At 56.4% G+C, this 19,739-nt stretch carries 13 protein-coding genes; 12 read left to right on the top strand and 1 reads right to left on the bottom strand.

The annotated features are described in order from the left end of the window. Positions 1-255: 255 nt before the first annotated feature. From ACW9IN_RS13095 to ACW9IN_RS13070, 6 genes are all read left to right on the top strand, one after another. The gene (locus ACW9IN_RS13095; protein WP_457366259.1) at positions 256-1,125 is read left to right on the top strand and encodes a trypsin-like serine protease; all 870 of its coding nucleotides are present in this window, start codon (positions 256-258) and stop codon (positions 1,123-1,125) included. Continuing rightward, positions 1,095-3,212 (top strand): S8 family serine peptidase, encoded by a 2,118-nt coding sequence (locus ACW9IN_RS13090; RefSeq protein ID WP_457366258.1) that lies wholly within the window; start codon positions 1,095-1,097, stop codon positions 3,210-3,212. The genes ACW9IN_RS13095 and ACW9IN_RS13090 overlap by 31 nt, the downstream gene beginning before the upstream one ends. 160 nt (positions 3,213-3,372) lie before the next feature. Beyond that, positions 3,373-5,055 carry a hypothetical protein gene (locus tag ACW9IN_RS13085; RefSeq protein WP_457366257.1) on the top strand — a complete coding sequence of 561 codons (1,683 nt, stop codon included), beginning with the start codon at positions 3,373-3,375 and terminating at the stop codon, positions 5,053-5,055. Positions 5,056-5,299: 244 nt separating this feature from the next. Continuing rightward, positions 5,300-8,716 carry a type III effector HrpK domain-containing protein gene (locus ACW9IN_RS13080; protein ID WP_457366256.1) on the top strand — a complete coding sequence of 1,139 codons (3,417 nt, stop codon included), beginning with the start codon at positions 5,300-5,302 and terminating at the stop codon, positions 8,714-8,716. Between the two features lie 495 nt (positions 8,717-9,211). Then, complete coding sequence (locus ACW9IN_RS13075) at positions 9,212-10,537, top strand: methyl-accepting chemotaxis protein (RefSeq protein WP_457366302.1); 1,326 nt, start codon at positions 9,212-9,214, stop codon at positions 10,535-10,537. Between the two features lie 127 nt (positions 10,538-10,664). Further along, positions 10,665-11,195 carry a nuclear transport factor 2 family protein gene (locus ACW9IN_RS13070; RefSeq protein WP_457366255.1) on the top strand — a complete coding sequence of 177 codons (531 nt, stop codon included), beginning with the start codon at positions 10,665-10,667 and terminating at the stop codon, positions 11,193-11,195. A gap of 451 nt (positions 11,196-11,646) precedes the next feature. On the opposite strand, the gene ACW9IN_RS13065 is transcribed toward ACW9IN_RS13070, so the two are convergent. Beyond that, positions 11,647-12,549, bottom strand: coding sequence for a hypothetical protein (locus ACW9IN_RS13065; protein ID WP_206757203.1), 903 nt, complete (start codon positions 12,547-12,549; stop codon positions 11,647-11,649). A 594-nt stretch (positions 12,550-13,143) separates the two neighbouring features. Here ACW9IN_RS13065 and ACW9IN_RS13060 point away from each other — a divergent pair. The 6 genes from ACW9IN_RS13060 to ACW9IN_RS13035 all read left to right on the top strand — a co-directional run bounded on the left by ACW9IN_RS13060 (position 13,144) and on the right by ACW9IN_RS13035 (position 19,724). Further along, on the top strand, positions 13,144-14,577 hold the full coding sequence (locus tag ACW9IN_RS13060; protein ID WP_457366254.1) for a hypothetical protein: 1,434 nt from the start codon (positions 13,144-13,146) through the stop codon (positions 14,575-14,577). Between the two features lie 10 nt (positions 14,578-14,587). Then, positions 14,588-15,394, top strand: a complete 807-nt coding sequence (locus ACW9IN_RS13055) for a hypothetical protein (RefSeq protein WP_191948576.1) — start codon at positions 14,588-14,590, stop codon at positions 15,392-15,394. After that, entirely contained in the window at positions 15,395-16,879 is a 1,485-nt protein-coding gene (locus ACW9IN_RS13050) for a methyl-accepting chemotaxis domain-containing protein (protein ID WP_191948577.1), read from the top strand. Beyond that, positions 16,879-17,919, top strand: a complete 1,041-nt coding sequence (locus ACW9IN_RS13045; protein WP_457366253.1) for a hypothetical protein — start codon at positions 16,879-16,881, stop codon at positions 17,917-17,919. The genes ACW9IN_RS13050 and ACW9IN_RS13045 overlap by 1 nt, the downstream gene beginning before the upstream one ends. A 148-nt stretch (positions 17,920-18,067) precedes the next feature. After that, complete coding sequence (locus ACW9IN_RS13040) at positions 18,068-18,817, top strand: ubiquinol-cytochrome C chaperone family protein (RefSeq protein WP_191948579.1); 750 nt, start codon at positions 18,068-18,070, stop codon at positions 18,815-18,817. Continuing rightward, entirely contained in the window at positions 18,810-19,724 is a 915-nt protein-coding gene (locus ACW9IN_RS13035) for a hypothetical protein (protein ID WP_191948580.1), read from the top strand. Before ACW9IN_RS13040 ends, ACW9IN_RS13035 begins: the two co-directional genes overlap by 8 nt. Positions 19,725-19,739 lie beyond the last annotated feature (15 nt).

Here is a 19,739-nt window from a genome sequence, read left to right as displayed (position 1 = left end):
TGAGCGTAGATAACGTGGTATGGGCGGGTGAATGGACGGCTAGACCGTTTTGCAATAAAGGCAATCGCCGCATCGAAAACCAGGGATTTCGGGGCGGTTTGACAGGGCAACGGGTGCAACTATATTGGTGATGTCAAGACGCAATCACAGGCCGCTCGCATGGATGGGTATGGTTCACTTCGACGCAGATTGCGTTGGCCCAGGCGATGGGGGCGGTTCGCCTGTCTGGTCCTCTCGGGTGCTTGCGCGTCACTGTTGGCGTTCGCCACCGACGCCGGCGAGGAAGACACCCCGATCAGCTTCAGGCTGGCACCCCGAGCGCTGAGCGACAATGACATTCAAGTATTTAACGGTAGCCCTGCAAAGAGTGGTGACTGGCGGTCCATTGCAATCAGTGAGGGGGGGACCTGTACGGCGACCTTCGTTGGAAAGGGAGTACTGTTGACCGCCGCTCACTGTGTGGTGCTGGACAATAACCGGTTTGCCTCACCCATCCGCATTGGCCCGTTCACGTATCGATGCTCGGTGGATCCGGCCTATCTGGATACGAAGCAGATGCCCAGCGTTCGCCACCCCGCAGATTATGCGCTATGCCTTGCCGAGCCCTACGCCGGGAAGGTTCCCGACACGTTCCTGCACGTGGTCTGGGACACGCTGGATCTGCGGGCAGTGGCTGAAAACGATGTGTTGCTGGTGGCGGGCTACGGTTGTGTCTCATGGGTGTTCAATCCGTCTACCGGCACTATCAGCGAAACAGAACCGGATAAAACCCTGGCCGTGGGTGATTTCAAGGTCAAAGGCTTGCAGGCAGACACCTTCTCCAGTGAGTCGGACGGCAAGACCCGCAGCGCATTGTGTGCGGGTGACTCCGGAGGGCCTGCGTTCAGTGGCGTCAACGCGATGAAGCCTGGCGGTGCCCGTACCATTCGGGGCGTCGCCTCCAGAACCTATGTAGACGAAAACACCGTGGTGTCGTACTTCGCGGCGTTGTCCACCGCGCGGTTTGCCACGTTCCTGGGCTGTTGGAGAAAGGCCAATCCCGGCGCCCATGTGATGGTTAAACCGCCCGCCGCAGCCACACAGGGAGAGTCGGCATGCGCCAGCGCCATATCGTCACGCTATTAGGCCTCCTGGCCAGCCCTGCGTTCCACGCATCGGCCATTGAACCGGATAACGCCTCGACGTTTCGTGCAACCCGCGCCCAACTGCCCGATGCGCTGGTGAACTACGTCGCGACCCATGCCGAGCCCCGGCTGCTGGATCGCGCGACTTATCCCGCAGCCCATCAAGTGAGTGCACAAGGCGTCATCGAACTGCTCTGCGGGAAAAACCTGCCTGAATATGAAGCGGTATGGCGCCAGCGCAATGGCCTGCCCGATACATTCGACATGCGCAAACCCATGGGCGACAAGGCATACACACTTAACTGGCCCGCGTGTTTTTACATCAGAGACACGAACAGCGAATTTGTGGTGCAGCCCAATCGAACGCTCAGTGGCAAATTCGTCGAGCGTATTGGCCGGGCAGGGTCGGCCCGTGAAATGCAGGCGTATTTCCAGCGTGCCAACATTGACGATGTGCAGCCCGGAGAGACGGTACCTCTTCCTTTCGCCACCGAGTCTGTCACCTTCACGCCCAGCGTTGACCGGGCCGATTTCGAACGTAACCTCACCGCACTGTCGGTCAAGCTCGAAGGGGATTCGCGCACCGCTGCACAGAAGGTGACCGTCAAGCCCAAGCTGGCCGATGAGATCGTGACCGCCGTCAGCGATGCCGGTGTGGCATTGCCTGACTGCGTTGGCAGCCAGGCCACACCCTTCGATGCGGCCAGGATCAGGCAACGGTTGTCGGTGCTGCACCACGCTTATAAAAAGTCGCTGAACAACGTGACGGTCATGGTGCTGGACAATGGCTTCAGCGCGGCTCACCTGACGGGTGCCGAGTTGACCTTTGCCAGTAAATTCCCCAAACCGTTGTTTCAGCTGAGCGATAATAACGGCGAGGAGGAGCTGGAAACCCCGGTCGCGATCTCTGATGAGGTCCGCCTGCAACCGCTGATCCGCCTGGCTGAGGTGAATGCGCCGCGCGCGATTGCCGGGCATGGTACGCACGTGACCGGCACGGTCATCGGCGGGCAATGGATGGACCCCGTGTCTACGCTGTTTGTCTCCGGTGACCAGGAGAGTTGGCTGCGCTTGCGGGTAATTCCGCTGTCAGCCGGTACCCAGCGGGTCTCTCGAATCGCACTTGACGAGGCCATGTTCCGGGTCGACCTGAGCCAGCCGAAAATCGTCAACATGAGTGTCCGTTACGGCTCTGGGCAGGACGAGAAGCTGAGAAAGGTCATCGTCGACAACCGCAAGACCCTGTTTGTGGTGGCTGCCGGAAACGACTCAAGGGATGTCAGTAGCCGATACGGCAATGACCCTTCACTCATTCCGGCCAGCCTGGGCGGGGACAGAAACGACAATGTGATCTCTGTCGGCGCAGAAAATGGCTACGGCTACCTGACCCCCTTCAGCAACTACAGCGCCTCGCGCGTGGATATAGCGGCATTGGGTTGCAACGTTGCTTCTACGCTGGATGGCGAGCAAGTCGACTTGCTCAGTGGTACCTCCCAGGCCGCCGCACTGGTGAGTTTTGCCGCGACGCTGCTGGCGCGTCACGGGTTGGACGCCAAGGGCATCAAGCGCCGCCTGTTGATCAGCGGTGATCTCCTGGAAGGCGTGCTTCGACTGGATAACGGTAAGCCGCGCGCAGTGGCGGCGAATGATCAGTCGCCCGCGCAGGTCTATTCACGTTCGCGGGTCAATATCGAAAAGGCGCTGCTGTTCAACCGGGACTATCTGCGCCTGCGGGTCAAGGACGCCGCGAACAGTGACGCCCCACCCAGAGACGTCGAGCTCACAGGCGATCTGCATGTGCAGGGCGCAATCGACTGCGGCGTGGCCACTGACGGACAGCACATCTTTGCACTCAAACGCAGTGCTTCCGGCGGTTTGTGGTGCTTCCGCCATGACCAGCTCGCGCCTTCAATGGCGTCGCCAGGGGATGACTTTCAAGTGTTTGTCGAGGTCCGCGACGAGTTGAATGTCCCCGCTGGCGGCTTTTCGCGTTATACCCCGGGGCAAACCGTTGAGGTGGCGCTGGGCGATCTCCAGGAATTCATTCGTTCGGAAAATTACTTGCGAGCCACCCAGGAGGAACAGTGACATGCGCCATTTCGGAACGGCTTTTGCGGTTGCAGCATGCGTCACCACGGCGAGTTGCACGACTAACCTGCAATCACACACGCCCTCCGACACGGGTATCACACAGGGTGTGACTTATCATCTGCCGGAGCTTCACTACGACGTCGAGGTGAAGCGAACCTTGACCCAGTGCCCCATCCTTGCGGATCAGCATCACCCTGATGCGGTCGGACAGATCGAGTTCCAGACCCGTGCCACCATCACGCCACGTACTGTTGCCGGGCAGGAGGTGGTGATTGATGTCGAGGCATTGTCGGCGTTTACCAAAATCACCAGTTTTGAGCTGGAACGTTACCCCAACGGGATCATCAAGTCGGTCAACGCCAAAGTGGATGACCGCACGGCCGATGTGGCCAAAGAGGCGTTCAAGGCGGTGGTGAGCATTGGCAAGATAGCCATCGGCTTGCCGACACCTTCCGCGACTTCGGCGGGCCTGACCAGACGCAGTTATTTCCTGGCTTGCAGTGTCGGCGCCAGCGCGCAGGTAGCGGCCATGCCGGCGTTGCGCCAAGCCGTCAAGGACCGCGATGCGGCGTTTACACAGGCCGATGAAGCGCTGAAGGCGTTCAATCAAAAGCACCCGGTGGCAACCCGCAAAGGCCCGCTGGTGAACCAGGCTGCCCAGTTGGAGCGTGCACAGATGCTGGCGAAGGAATCGCAGGCGGCGGCAGGCGAGGCACTGACCAAGGCGCTGGATGACATCACAGTGGTCTCCCGGTTTACTTACGTGCCAGGACAAACCTCCACGGACCGACCCGTCCTGGCTGCCCGGCACGCCCAGGGGTTCAAAGTATGCAGAGGGGAGAAACCTGCTACGCCAGCCGCCTCGGAAATCAACGGTGTCTATAACAGTCTGGTAGATGCGGTGAGTGGTACCACATCACCTCAATCCATTGTGCAACTGCGCTCGTTGTCCAGTGACCGTACCGGAAAGTCGCGTTGGCTCGTGCATACCCTCGGGCCTGATCTCACATTCGACTGCAATCAGGCCGTCAAGGCGCAAGCTCGCTGGAGCGATGGCACCGGCCAGCCTGGTGCGGCCGAGCGCGCCGAAATTGCCGCAGCCGTGCAGGCAGTCTGGGAAAATCCCATAGCGCTGGATGAAATCAGCTCGACCATCAAACGTCTGCAAGCCACCGATGTACTGATCACCGCCCACACGCTTTCATCGGCACGTGCACCCCTGGCGCTGGGCGCCACGCCCACCTGCACCGCCGACGGCAACCAGCGCTGCGGCATCCTCTACCGAACCCCGCTGCCGGCACGTTTGCGTATCTGTCGCTACCTGTCAGACACCCAAGGCATCCCGAACCCCGAGCAATGCCACGCCTTGAGCAGCACTGACCCGGCCGTGCTGGTCACGGACGAACGTCCCATCCCACAATTGGGGCACCTGGCCTCGCTGGGCTTGCGCAACGGCCCGTTCACCAACAATGAACTGTCGGCCTCGTTCAACGAGGACGGCAGCCTGATCACGATGAGCTACAAGAAACCTCGTGCTGAAGCCGTCGCCATCGGTGAAACGGTCAATTCGGGCCTCGACGCCGTGACCGCCATCAAGCTCTATTCGAACGGCAGAGAACTGCGCGAACTGGCGGACGACAAGGCTGTTGCCGACGCGCAGGTTGCGTTGCTCAACGCGCGCAAAGCGCTGGTTCAGCCACGGGAAATCACCACGCTGGAGAACCAGGCCAGCCTGCTCAAGGCACAGGGTGCGTTGATCGATGCGCAGATTCAACTGCACAAGAAGCAGGCCGAACTGGATGCGTTGAATGCGTCGACAGAGGGAAGTGCCGTGCCGTGACCGCTGCTGAACCGAGTGCGCGAATTCCTGGTGGCCAGGCGGATTCTTGAGCGGGACTGATCCGGTTTCACAATTATTCACAACGCCGATCTACCCCTGCGGTTCCTAGCCATCCTCTGTTTCGAGACCACGCCACGGCCAAGCGCCTGTGGCGACGGTCATCGTTTGGTAACCCTTTTGGCCTTTGCTCTCTTTGGATCCCAACTTTGTCGCTCCAGACGGTTACGCATCAAGGAGAACGCCCATGTCAGCACCGGTCAGCAACGCCCCCGAGATCAAGACGCTCACCAAACACGATTCCAGCGCCGAATGGGGCGACGCGGTCGACCGGGCCAAGGCCAAGGACGCCGGCATCGAGTGGAATCGCCCGAAGGATGATCACCGTACTGCCCAGGAAATCATCGACGACACCCCGTTGCTCAAGAACCTCGGCAACCAGAGCGGGGTGAAGGACAAGCTGCGCGAGCGCACCGGTGATTTCGAGCATGACGCGGATGCGGCCTACCGTGCCAAGCAGGTGTTGGAGCATGTCGAGCGTTTCGACGAGAACGGCTCGCGCCTGGTGGGCGGCGACATCGACAACGGCAAGGTCGACGGCTTCACCAAGGGCGGCGATGCCAAGCATGGAACCGAGGCCGGGCGCCTGCAGGACTTCGGCAAATACGGCTGGGACAATCTCAAAGGTGAGCTCAAGCACATCGAGACGGCCAACGACGATCCCGAGGCGCGCTCCAAGGCCGAGGCCGCAGGCATTCGCTGGGAACGCCCGGAGGGCGACGAGCGCTCGGCCCAGGACATCATCGATGGCAGTCCGTTGCTCAAGAACCTCGGCAACCAGAGCGGCGTGAAAGACATGCTCAAGGAGCAGGTCGGCGACTTCGAACACGACGCCAACGCGGCGTACCGTGCCACCCAGGTGCTCGATCATGTGGTGCGTTTCGACGGCAATGGCGAGCGCCTGGCCGGCAACGACGTGGACAACAGCAGCATCGACGGCTTCACCCGCGATGGCGAAGCGCGGCATGACACCGAAGCGGGGCGCCTGCAGGATTTCGGCAAGTTCGGCTTCGACAGCCTCAAGGGCAAACTGCAGCACGCCGATGACGTGGGCAAGGACGACAAGCGCCGCGAGGCCGCCGAAAAGGCCGGTATCGTCTGGGAACTGCCAAAGGACGACAAGCGCTCGGCCCAGGAGATCATCGACGACAACCCGTTGCTCAAGAACCTCGGCAACCAGAGTGGCGTGAAAGATGCGCTGAAGGAGCAGGTCGGCGATTTCGACAAGGACCCCAACGCGGCCTTTCGCGCCATTCAAGTACTCGACCGGGTAGTGGGCTATGACGAGAGCGGCAAAGCGCTGACCGGCAAAGACGTGGCCAACACCAGCGTCGACGGTTTCACCCGCAGCGACGAGGCACGCCACGGTACTGAAGCCGGACGCCTGCAGGACTTCGGCAAATACGGTTTCGAATCACTGGCCAAGCCCCAGGGCGTTGACGAGGTCGGCAGCTACAAGGACTTCCTCAAGGCCAACCCGGACGCCGATGCCGGTTCCAAACAGGTCGCCCGTTATGCCGGGATCTTCGACGCCAAGTACGATTCGATCCGGGGCAAGACCGGCGCCGATGGCGCGGTGACCCAGCAGAATATCAAGGACTATCTCGCCCAGAACCCGCAATTGAGCAAGGAAGAAAAAGAGGCGCTGAACTTCTTCTCCCAACCGGGCGCGTTCCGCAAACTCGATACGGCCAGCAACAACATCGGCGACAAGCCTGACGGCAAGGTCAGCCGCGACGACGCCCAGACCTGGCTGAAAAACGCCGCGCCCAAGGATGCCCAAGGGCTGGCCAGCCTGATCACCGATGTGTCCGCCGGCAACGTCACGCGCAATGTGGACACCAGCAAGCTGGACAAGGACATCTTCGAACACCCGGAAAACTACAGCGCCGAACAAAAGGCCGCCGTGCTGCTCGACTTGCAGGATGCGCAGAAGCTGGTGGTCGATGGTGCCAACGCCGGGGTGTGGAACAGCGACTACGGCAAGGTTTCCATCGCCAACCGCTCGGGGGCGGTGTGGGAGCCGGAGAAAGTCTTGCAGGACATCAACGATCACATGAGCATCCTGCAAAACGACAAGGCCACGGCTGACTACCTGAAAAAATCCGGCGATGAGGCCGTGAAAACCCTGTTCGAAGAAAACCCCGGCCTGAAAGAAGCGACCACCAAGACCTACGAAGAACAGGTCAAGTCCGGCAAGGCGCTGGACGCCGCATGGGACGCGAACACCAAGGACGGCAAGACTGACCAGCCCACCGCGTTGGCCAGCTTCTACGCCACCGCCACCAGTCTGCAATCGATCCTGGGCGTCGACGATGCCAAGGCAATCCAGGGCGCGGTTGCCAAGTCCTCGCACAATGAAGACTTCAAGACCTTCTACAAAGACCAGTTGGCCAGTGGCGAGCGCATGCGCGAATTGCTCAAGGACAATACACCGGAGCAGGCAGCCTCGGAGTTCAGCCTGGAAGTGGCGCTGTATAACTCCGCGCTGGATCCGGAGTTCACCGCTAAATATGACAAGCAGCTCAACGACAACTTCTCCACCATCACCCAGGAAAATCTGTTCAAGGGCGCCACGTTCGATGACCTCAAGACCGCCTTCGGCAAGGACGGCGGTGCGGATCTGGACGAAGACAAGGTGCGCAAGCTGATCGACCAGGTACGCAACGAGAGCCCCGAGCTGCTGTTGAACGCCGACGGCACAGTGGCCACCACCGACCAGGTGCTGGCGGGTTTCCGAGGGGACTGGGATATGTTCCGCCAGGGCACCAAGGCCTTGGACAAAATCGATGAGTTGTCGAAGCTGGGCGCCGCTGGCGACCCCGACTTCAAGCCGATACTCAACCCGGATGGCAGCCCCAAGCAATCCTATAAAAGCGGCGTTCTGCATGGTGTGAGCGGGCTGTTCCTGGCCGGTGTCACCATCGCCCGTGGTGCGCAGAGCGGCGGCAAACTGACCGACCGCAACATCGTCGACATCACCACCGGCTCCGTGCAGACCACCACCGTGCTGATCGAAGGCGGCTCCAAGGCCTATCAGCAACACCTCGGTGAAGCGATCAAGAAAGGCGAGACGTCGGGCAGCGGCACGTCCACCAAACTGCTCGACAAGATCAAGGACAACCTCAAGGGCGAAAACGGCGTGAAGGTGGCGAAGAACTTCGAGGAAGCCGCCAAGGGCTTCGGCGGCCTGGCCAACATTGTCGCGGGAGCCTACGGCATCTTTGACGGCGTCAACGCCCTGCGCCGGGGTGACAAGCTGGCTGGCGGGTTCGGCATCACCGCAGGCTCCCTTGGCGTCCTGGCCGGCAGCGCCTCGGCGGTGGAGGGCGGCCTCGGCCTGCTCGGCGCCAACCTGCCACGTTTCCTCCCGGGCCTGGCGGCCACGGCTGGCGTGTTGGGCTTCCTGGGTGCCGGCGTGGCGGTACTGGCCACGCTTATTCCGGGGCTGGTCAAGGAAGGGCAGGAGCAGGTCAAGTCCGACAAGTTTGGCGACCTGCTCGGCGATGCGCTCGAGCGCTACAAGATCGATGGCGTGCCGGACGGGACCATTGACGACATTCCGACCAAGGACTGGCCGGGTGGTGAGCAGTGGACCTCCTGATATCCAGGCCACAGCCCTTGTAGTGAGCGGGCTTGTCCCGCGCCGGGCTGCGCAGCAGCCCCAACGGAAGCACCGCGCAGTCCGGTTTTGCGACCACTTCGCGCTCCAGCGGAGGCGGTGCGACGATTCGACAAGCCTGCTCATCACAAAAAGCGGCTATCACTTCAGGTTCACTGTAAGTCTGTAAAGTTGCGGCTATAAAAATTTACAAAAATAAACAGTTATGGGTTTTTAGTTTGCACGTTATTGTCGTCGGCTTTTAAACGATCGCGATATTGAAGTTGGATGGGGTAAAAAATAAAAGAAGGTTGCCATTGGTCGGCTAGCAAGTAGCCTTTTTGGGCTGTAGTTGACAGACTTATATATCTGCCCAAAAACCTCTCTGTCAGCCCAAGGACGCTGGCAATGAGCGCGCTGGCCGCAAGACAAGAGACTTGCGGTAGCCTGCGTCTCGACACGGAAGACCTATCTACTTGCGTCCACGAGCACAACGACATGTTTTTCAATGCCCGCAAAAAAACCATTGCCGCGTTGCAAGCAACCAACTACCAGAACACCGCGCTGTTAACGGCCATCGATAGCGCCATGTTGACCATGACCTTCGATTGGCAAGGCGTTGTTTTGCATGCAAACAGCAACTTTCTCAAAGCCTTGGGCTACAGGCTGGACCAAGTGGTCGGCCAGCCTCATCGCCTGTTGTGCCCTCCAGACCCTGCTCGCGCTGCTGACTACAACGAGCTATGGCAGCGACTGCGCAGCGGACAGTTTGGGTCGGGTACGTTCGAGCAAGTCTGTGCGGACGGTACGTCAATATGGTTGGAAGCCAGTTATCAACCTGTTTGTGATCAGTCCGGAAAGTTGATCAAAGTGGCCATGTACGCGCTGGACGTCACCGTTAAAGTGCAAGCCGAAAGCGAGGCCCGTGCAAAATGGCAGGCCATTGATCGGGCCATGGCGATTATCGAATTTGATCCCGACGGGACGATTCTGACGGCGAACCCCAACTTCTTGCAGCGAGTGGGTTACAGCCTGGCGAGCATTCAGGGCAAACACCATCGTGTGTTCTGCAAACCCGAGTTGGTCAATAGCAGCGCTTACAGCGACTTCTGGCTTCGGTTGAACAAGGGGGAATGTTTCAGCGGCCAGTTCGAGCGCGTCGATAGTCAGGGCCGGACCCTATGGCTGGAAGCCAATTACAACCCTGTGTACGACGCCAAGGGCAAGCTGTGCAAAGTCATCAAGTTTGCCTCGGATATCACGGCCATGGTGGAAAAACATGCCGCCGATGCCCAGAGTGCCAGTCAGGCCTACCACATTTCCTTGCAAACCCGGGATGCCGCCGAAAAAGGCTCGCAGGTGATTCAAGAAACGGCCAGCGGCATGCGTGAAATCGCTGCCGATATCGATCAGTCTTCAGCGTTGATCACGCGGCTCGGCGAGCGCTCGGAGCAGATCACGACCATCGTCAACACGATTCGGGGGATCGCCGACCAGACCAATCTTTTAGCGCTGAACGCCGCGATTGAAGCCGCTCGTGCGGGTGATCAAGGGCGCGGGTTCGCGGTGGTGGCCGATGAAGTCCGGCAACTGGCGGCGCGGACCAGCGGCTCAACCCGGGAGATTTCCTCGATGATCGAGATGATCCAGAGTGAAACCCGCCAGGCCATCGACAGCATGGAAGGCACTCGCAACCGTGCGGCGCACGGCGTGGGGCTGGCCAATCAAGCGGGTACGGTGATCCTGCAGATTCGTGAGGGGGCGAACGATGCGGTGCAGGCCGTGAGCATCTTTACCCGCGAGCAAGGCACTGCATCGGTCTGATCCGTCAAGTCGCGCGTAGTGTCGGCTGGACGATAGTGCAAGAAGTCGGGATAAACCGGCTATCTGCCGCGTGGTTTTCTTGCCGACACTCCGGTACCTCAGGACTCATTATCAGGGGCACCGAAACATGCAGACTTCGAACCATTTGCGTCATTCTCGCGATTTGATCAGCACCGCGCTCTTGGCGTGCATGGCGCTGCTGTCGCAACCGACAAAGGCGGTTGAGCCTGACAGCGTTGAATCCCGCAACAAGCAAACCGTCACGCAAGCGTTCGATCGCTGGGCGAGCGGTGGCAAAGGCTTTTTCAACGAAATGCTGGCGACAGATGTCGTCTGGACGATAAAGGGCTCGGGGCCTTCGGCAGGCGTGTTTAAAGGCCGCAAGGCTTTCCTGGCTGAAGCCGTGTGTCCTTTCGCTTCTCGACTGTCGGCCCCGGTGCGCCCTGTGAACCAACGCATCTGGGCCGAAGGTGACCACGTCATCATCAACTGGGACGGCGAAGGACGTGCCCGCGACGGAGCGGTCTATCGCAACAGCTACGTGTGGATATTCCGGATGCACGACGGGCGCGCGGTGCAGGTAAGTGCCTATCTGGACCTCTCGCAATATGACGATGTTTTGCGTCGTATCGAAGTGCCGGACACGTGCCTGAGCTGACGGAGCGGCTGAAAGGGCGTTGCGCCGTTTCGGCAAACCTCGCGAAATCTACAGGCTGTCCGGATCGCCAAAGAACATTTTGACTTGGCTCTAGGACGGTATTTTCAGGCCAGGAAAGTTTTGGTTTGCCCCCATTTTTGCCCCCATTCGCATGTGATGCACTGGCAATCGAGATTGCTCAGGTGTTGAAAATGCGTTGATCCAGCCTATGGAGCGGTAACCAGGCGCGCCTCAAAGCCCTGTAAACACTCGCGAACCATCGTCGAGTAGGGTTCGCTGTCGATGGCACTCGCGAGATCCTCAGTCGCGTTCTGGAACTCCTGCTCGATGTAGGACTGCACCCGGTCGTGGTACCACGAAGGCGGAGTCTCATCAGTGGGGTGGCCTGGGTACTTCATTCATCGTCTCCGCTGACATACTGCCCGGTTGTCGTTGGAACACTAGCAACCACTCACATTGATGGCCCCTTCGGAGCGGGACGTTTTGATCTCCAGATTCGTTTTCCTTGAAGACTCTTGGAGGTTTCCTGAATTGATTTCGATAGATCTGTTCCGCTTCCTATGCGTTTGAAGTACTTAATTTTGTCCTCCAGCGCCTTGGTCGCTTGGTCCCAGTCGCTGGTCGCAAGTGCTCTGACACTGAAGTCGTGTTGCACCAAGGCCGCTAGTGCCCTTGGGTACCGTTGCAAATAGAGGTCCCACGCAGTTAGAAACTTTGTTCGGACCGCAGGTGATGAATGCGCCCGCATCTGTGAGTAGATGTCTTTCAAAAAGCGGACATCCCAGGGGACGTGAAACCCAAAGTCCTCTCCAGGACTACCTCCAAGATTGATAGGCCATGCTCTCGTTGCGAGCGTGCTCAAGGACTGCAGCCCATGGCACAAAAACACGAATGACAGGTTTGGGGAAAAAGCCGCTGTGGGCTGCAACAGACCAAACGCTTTGCATTCGTCGGTGATGAACAGACCCAAAGAGGGAATGTCCTTTTCTGCATGGTATGCAGTTATAAGTGCCCCGCCAAAAAAACGTTCGACGTGGCTACGCTTGTAATGCTCAAAGTCACCTTTAACGATGACTCCTCGAAAAAAAATATCCTGGCCCACTAGGCGGTGATGGAGATCTTCAGCGCAATCTACCAGTGTTTGCACGCAAAACTTGCTTTCTGTGGTGGCAGATGCTGGTTGACTGTTATAGATAAGGATGGTGTCAGAGAAAACGATCACCTTGAAGTCGGATCGGTTATGAACATTCAAGGTGTCGAGAATCTCGTAAACACGAACCACCTTCCTCGGCTCGTCTCGCACCATGTTTGAAAAACCGAGGATGTCGATATACAGCAAGAACCGGTCACTCATTCCATTGCCCGCCGATCAGAAAACGCCATTCTGGAGGTCTTTAAACCCAATTAAAAGCCAGTAGGTGCCGGGCACCAGATTGAATCGCCTCGGATTCTCTAGGCGCCTTGTAAGCAGACGAGCATCCCGTCTTGCTTATAAATCAACTCCTTGTGCACTCGCCCGCCGCATCGGCAGGCGAGTGAGGACGTCCTTCAGAAAGGCATACGCAAACGCGCTGATGCGCAGTTTTCATCGGCCCGAGGATGGGAAACGCATAGTCGTGGTCCTGCCCAAAGGGCTGTCTGGACATTGGCTGACGGCTTCTGCGGCGGACAGTATGGGGTTAATGCGGAAATATCCAGCGGATCGCCTGTTAAATGAGGCTCGCTAGAACAGGGCGGCTGGTATTCCCAGAACAGCACTGACCATTTGTCCAGAATCAAATATTTTTGTACTGATTTGTTGCCCTTATCTGTAGCGCTTGGCATTATTTGGCCACTACTCGACGCTGGCGCAGGGATGGCCGCGACACTCGCGTATTTCTATGCGCGTAAGCCTAGTGTTCTCCTATCTCTGCATCCCCTCCATTTCTGATTTTTTGTGGTTCTATAAATGAGTTTTTTTCGAAAGCTCCTGGCTTTCATCGTCCAGCTATTCAGTCGGAAGGATGAGCCGGATAGCGATGTACTGCCAAAAATTGATCCTGAGAAAATCCAACGGGAACTACGGGTCGTTGAGTTGGCAAAACTGCGTGGAGCAGCGGGTGTGCCGTCCAGTACAGCCACCCAGTTGTCAGATGTTGAGCACAGTATTCGAGGGGTGCTCGGCAGAACGCGCGAGCAGATACTCAAGTACGGCGAGCGGTCGCTCAAAATTCTGGATAATCGCTTGGACTCGATTGACGTGACCCGGGATATCAAGCGCACGATTGCGTTAGGTGATGAGTTTGAGCGAAACGCTGATCAAGACATTTCAAAAATGGACGGCGAGCTATCGGAGCTTCAGCAGCTAGCTGAGGACAATGCTCGTTCGCTGGAGGCGTTTCGCGAGCAGCACAAGTTGCAAGGTCGGCTTGCAGAGGCATCTGATGGTGATGCGAAATGGAAGAATGGTGGCCTGCTGATCGCGATGATTGTCATTGAGGGGGCGGGAAACGCTTTTTTGTTTTCAGAGGGCATGGCCAGCGGATATGTGGGCGGATTTGTCACTGCATTGATGCTTTCGGCATTCAACGTGCTTGTATGCTTTTTTCTGGGCAGGGCCGGTACTTATAAAAACCATGTAAAACCCTCTCTGGCTTTTGCAGGATATTTCGCGTTCGCTGCCGCCTTGCTGAGCATGGTCATTATTGGTCTAGGAACCGCGTATTTCCGTTTTGTGCTGCCTCAACTGGAAGATGAATCGCAATCATCGATTGCTCTGATTCTCGGCTATATCCACACGTCGGTCCTTCCATTCCAGGATATCAGCTCTTGCGCGTTATTTGCCCTGACGGTTATTTTCGGACTGATAGCTGTTTATAAAGGTTATACCTGGACAGATCGTTATCCAGGGTACGCGAGGGCTTACCTAGCTTACGAAGACTCGCAACGCAGGTATGTTTTTGCAATTGAGGCCTTACGACAAGTGCTTGAACAGCGCAAGGTCGAATCATTGCTGCTGATCGACCAGAACGTTGATCGTGCCTCATCTGCCATCCAAAACTTCAAGCGAAGCATGAGCCAAAAAGCGGTCATCAAGAAAGTTGTGGATGAGCGTATGGTGCTGGCCGACGAAACACTGACCAGTCTGGTTCGCACATACCGAATTGAAAACGAAATGGCCCGACCTCGCGATAATCCGCCGCCGGCCTATTTCGACGAGCCGGTGACTTTTGTTGAGGCCGAGATGCCCAATTTTGGCACCGAAAAGGACGAGCTAAAACTGGCGGAACAAGAACGCTTGATGCACGAAATGATCTCCAGTCTCGAGACGATCAGAGCGCGGATCCAATCGTCCTTTAACCAGAAATACGATCAAGTACAGCCGCTGCAGCAGCTATTTTAAGGAGGTCATGATGGCAATTTATGCCCAAAAAAAAGGGCTTTCCGGTAAAGCTGTCGGCGTAATGTTCGGTGGTGTCGCCCTGATTGCGGCCAGCGCGATGATTTATATCAACTTCACCCGTGAAACCTTCGATAAGGAGACTCTTTGCCCGTCTACGGGGCCTAAAGGGCAATACGTGGTGTTGATCGACAACACGTCGCCGTTCCCGTTTACTCAGAAAGTTGCCTTGGGCCAACGGCTGAAAACGATGGTCACTGAGGAGCTGCCGGAAGGCTACCTGCTCTCGGTGTTTCTACTCGGTGAAGACTTCAAAAACAATGAAAAACCGCTATTTGAGCGCTGCAATCCTGGGCAGTGGAAAGATAGAAACCAACAGACCAGTAACAAAAAGTTTGTTGATCGCGACTTTAACCAAAAATTCGTAAAACCGTTCGATGACATCGTGCACAAGATCTCGCTGGAAGAGCGCAGCAAAAACTCGCCAATTTTCCAGATGCTGCAGCTGGTAGGCATCAATGGATTTGAGCGAGCCCATGTGTCAGGTGAACGCAGGCTGGTGATTTACTCGGACATGCTGGCAAACATGCCGGAGTTCAGCATGTATAAGGCCTCCCTGCCGCAGTATGCGGAGTTTCGCAAAACTGCTTATGGGCAAAATGCTGCAGCGCCGGGGCTGAACGGTAGCAGTGTGGCGATCAATTTGTTGGCGGCTGATCAAAAAGTGCTGCAGAGCAACAAGTTGGCAGTGTTCTGGGAGCAATATTTTCAAGATAACGGTGTATCCGTGGAAGGGTTTTCCCGGGTTGAGGGGCTGTAAATGGACGTCAATAAATGGATCAGGCGCGTCAGCACCTACTTTGCGATCGCCGTAGTACTGAAAATTAGCCTGTCGATTGCCAGCCTGTTGCTAAAAGACCCTAAGTGGCTAGGGTTTGTTTTTCCTCTTTCAGTGATGGTGGGCTATTGGGCCATTGGCTATACGGTTCGACAAAAATGGGATAAGCAACTCACCCTGGCAAAGTTTGCCGACTCAGTTTACTACCTGGGTTTTCTGTTCACTGTCGCCAGCATCATCATCTGCTTGCTGGATATTGAGAGCCTTGGCGATAACCTGAATGGAATGGCTACTCGGTTTGGCGCCGCAATGGTCAGTACCGCGCTGGGTATGTTAGCGCGAGTTATTCATACCGGATTTCGTATCGACGCCAACGACGCGGTCAGAAGTGTCGAAGAACGGGCGATTCACGCAGCCGAAAACCTCGCTATCTCCTTTGACAATAGCTTCCAGCAGCTCGAAGTGTTCCGGGATAAAGTCGATGTCGCTTCCCGAGAGGCTGTGCAGAGTGTGAAGGAGCAGGTCAAGGCGCTGTATGAGCACAACATCAACGTCACCGATGCTTACTTTGCCAATGCTACGCAGCAGAGCAATGAAGCCTTTTCGCTCATCCTGGAAAACACTCGGCTAGCCAGTGACCAATTATTGATCACTATTAATGAACTGGCCGAAAAGAGCGCCATCACGTTGCGTCAGATGGAAGATAACGCGTTGGATTTCGGCACGATGGCGCGTGATCGTGTAGAGCAAATGATCTTTCCAGATGATCTGTTCACCCGCAAGTTGGGTGGTTCAATCGATACCTTGGCAGGCACAACAGACAGCGTCAGTGAAGGTGTTGCATCCCTCGCCGAAGATGTCAAAACTGCCACCCGCCAAGTCACCACGGCCATACGCAACCTGAACGCCAAAACTCAGACTCTGGATGAAAACCTAGTCGCGGTCGGCGCCATTGTGACGAGCCAGGAGCGTTTGGTGGATGCGATGAAACAGCAGAGCAAAGAAGTCATGGACAGCGTTGAGCGTGTACAGAAAGAGTATCTGGATTCGCTGGACGACCAACAAGAGGAGTACCTCAACGAAATCAAGACTCGCCAGCAATCGGTTGAACGCATTGCAGACAAGCTGGAGGCCCTGAGCATTCGAATCGAAAACGCCGATACGGTAGAGCGACTGAGCACTGAAGTCACCGATGCGCTGAAAGGTGTACGTGAGGTCACTCAGACCAACCGAGACGTTTTGGCTGAGCGTCTTGAGTTCAGCTTGGCGCCGCTGATTCAGGCACTGGTTGATAGTAATGAAAAGCATCAGGGGATCGCCGCACGCATGGAGCAGCACAATCGTGCGATCGAAACCGCTCACAGCCAGATGGATGCTCTGATCACTAAGATCGGCGATGTATCGATTGGGGAGGCGGCCAATCAACATGCTGAGCCTGCCCGCCCGGCTGATGCGAGAACCGCCTAATGAGCGGAAAGAACGATCAGGTTTTTCAGCTCTCGCTTACCGAAATCTTTATCATCGTCTGCTTTATTTTGTTGTTGTTAATGGGGTACCAGATTTTTAAGTTAACCCATAAAAATCAGGCGCTGAATGAGAAAATGGCCGCCTTCCAGGATTTGGATATGCGTGGAAAGGCGATCAGTACAGCAGCCGAGGCGTTGAAGGCACGTATGACCGCATTAGGTGTGCGTAAGCCTGATGAGATCATCAGCAAACTGATAGATGCCTCGAAAGCCAATGCAGAGCTGGATCGCTTGAAAGTGCTCTTGACCCAAAAAGATCAAGAGCTGACTGCTCTTGCGGCCATCGAAAAAGCGTTGATGGAAGTGGCCGGCCAGAAGAAAGGCGATGACGCCAAGCAACTGATACTAGAAACCATGATGTCGTTTGAGCAGTTGAAAAAGCTGGTTGTCGATCCTGATGACGAAAGCGACGCGCAGCCTACCGATGTGGTGAAGCGTGTCGCGGCGTTAAAGGCCCAAGAAGACATGCTAGAGGCAGCTTTCGGGACAACAAATGATCAACTCCAGCAAACGATCAAGCATGCTGTGGTCTTGGTTCAGGCAGAAAAAAGCGGCGTAAATCCGGTTGAGTTGCAGAAAGCGAATAAAGACTTACGGGGCCAAGTTCAGTTCCTGCAGAACCGCTTAAACAAGGGGCGCGGCGGCGACCTTCCACCGTGTTGGGTGAATGAGGTCACGGGCAAGCCGGAGATGTTCCTCACCGTCAAACTCAGTGAGAATAATCTCACGTTCGAACCTGCCTGGCCGCCTGCGCGCCAGGAGGATGCAATGACGCTGCCAGGTATTGGCGAGCTGATGGCTAATACCACTCGTACCTATGAGAGCTTTATTCACGCGGCTAAACCGGTATCGGATTTGGGTACGCAGAAAGAGTGCAAGTACTACGTGCGCTTGGCGAGCCTGATTCAGGATGCGGTGACGTCTGATCGACGGCGGCTAATGGTTGAGAATTTGTTCTACAAGGTAGAAGTCAGGCGGTAGCGCCTTTGCGTGGCTATTACATATTTTTGGCTGTCGTCGGACCGGCGCTGGCTCCACACGAATTAATCCCGCTCATTTTGCAGTTAGGTAAAGTGATTGGGTTAGGTTGCGGCATCTGTAGCTGTTTAGCTAAGGGAGAAAGGTATTGATGGACGTTTCGACAGTAGGTGTATTGGCGCAATGCTCAAATGAGGATCTTGCTCCGTTGGTCAAGTACATCCTGGAGGCCAGTACAGAAAGTCTTTCCAGTCACGAACTGTACAAATCGCACGCGCCGGATCATCACCAATATGCAGCGCAGATACTCCAGGAGATACGCCTGTTCGGGGGTAATTCGTTCGTTAATCTGTTTCGCAAGGAAGGTCCTGAGTACCTTGAAGTCGTCCAAGATGTCGCGAGTAAATTCGGTGTACTCAAGGCCAGCAAATTCACTTCCGTTACGGCTCTGGAAGAAGAGCTGATTCAAAAGATACTTCGCGATGCTTTGAAAAAAGCCGATGGCCAGGCGCGTGAAGATATGGAAGCAATCCTCAAGGAGGCCGGCTTAGGTCAGGCGGACCTGAGCGCGCTGCTATCGGGATCTTCACTGGTCACCCTACTGGGCGCCAAGGCAGCGAGTTATCTGACCTACGAGTTGTCCAGCATAATTGCCGGAGCGGTGGCCAAACAGTTACTCGGAGTGGGTGCCAGAGTCGCAGGCAGCGCTGTATTAGGCAGGGGAATAGCAGCATTGGCGGGGCCAATTGGCTGGGCCATCACCGGCGTATGGACTGCGATTGACCTCGCGGGCCCGGCCTTTCGCGTGACGGTTCCTTGTGTTCTGCACATTGCCATGCTGAGGCAACGCGTGATTTGCGCACACGCAACAGCGGGTATGAAGGAAGCTTTCGATGATTGATTTGAGTGTGGTGTTTAAGGTGCCTGAGTGGCTGGCCGCCGGTTTGGAATCTGGCGAGCTTGAGCGAGTGGGTGGGGTCATTCGGGATAAAGTCACTAAAAAGGTCGTTGCCTGGTTGAAGGAAGGCGACACCATAAGCACTGAACCGCCCTCAGAAGTGCTTAACGGGCAGCTCTCGCAACTGATGATGCAGGGCCAGGTGTTGATGGGGTTGCAAATGGCCAACCTAGCTGTAAGCACAATCGGCTTTGCGGTGATTTATCGCAAGCTTCAGGGCATCGAACGTAAATTGGAGGGTATTCAGTCTGGTGTCGAGCAGCTTCAGGACGGCCAGAAATGGCAGGACAGGAAGGCATTTATCAGCCATCTGACGCCTGTGATGAGTGCGACAGGCGCGCTGTCGTCACTGCGTTCATACAAGTCTGCCGATTTTGCTCAGAACAAACTGATGTACGCTGAGCGCCAGTTCGACACAGCGGAATATTACTTCAAGCGGGTCACTCAAGAGCTAATGAGCGAGCGTAAGCACTATGCCCGGAATATCGAGTTTGCGATGAATTACCGTTCCTGGATCATCGCCGCGCAAGGCAAGGTGCAATCGCTCTATCAATTGGGAGAGTCAGTCGCGGCGGTTGATGCGGCAGTACGCCTTCAGTCGGAGCACGCCGACTTCGGTAAAGAACTCGCCAGCCTCCTAGCTGCTCCACTGCACCGTTTTGCCCCAGGCAATTACGAGGGCGGAGATGCGTTGACGTTGTTTGGCCAGCAGGCTGTGCAAACACATCAGATCCTCAAAGGTAACGCGTTGCAGCTGGCATTTATGAACGACAACGATATTCAAGTGCAGCAAGAGTTGATTTCAACTGAGATCGATCAGAGTGGTCTGTTGATTTACATTCCACGGTAAAGGACAACTTTTGTG

The sequence above is a fragment of the Pseudomonas sp. SDO5271_S396 genome, from assembly GCF_054071795.1.
Note: the sequence above shows the minus strand (reverse complement) of the source record. Positions and strands in the feature narration are given on the sequence as shown.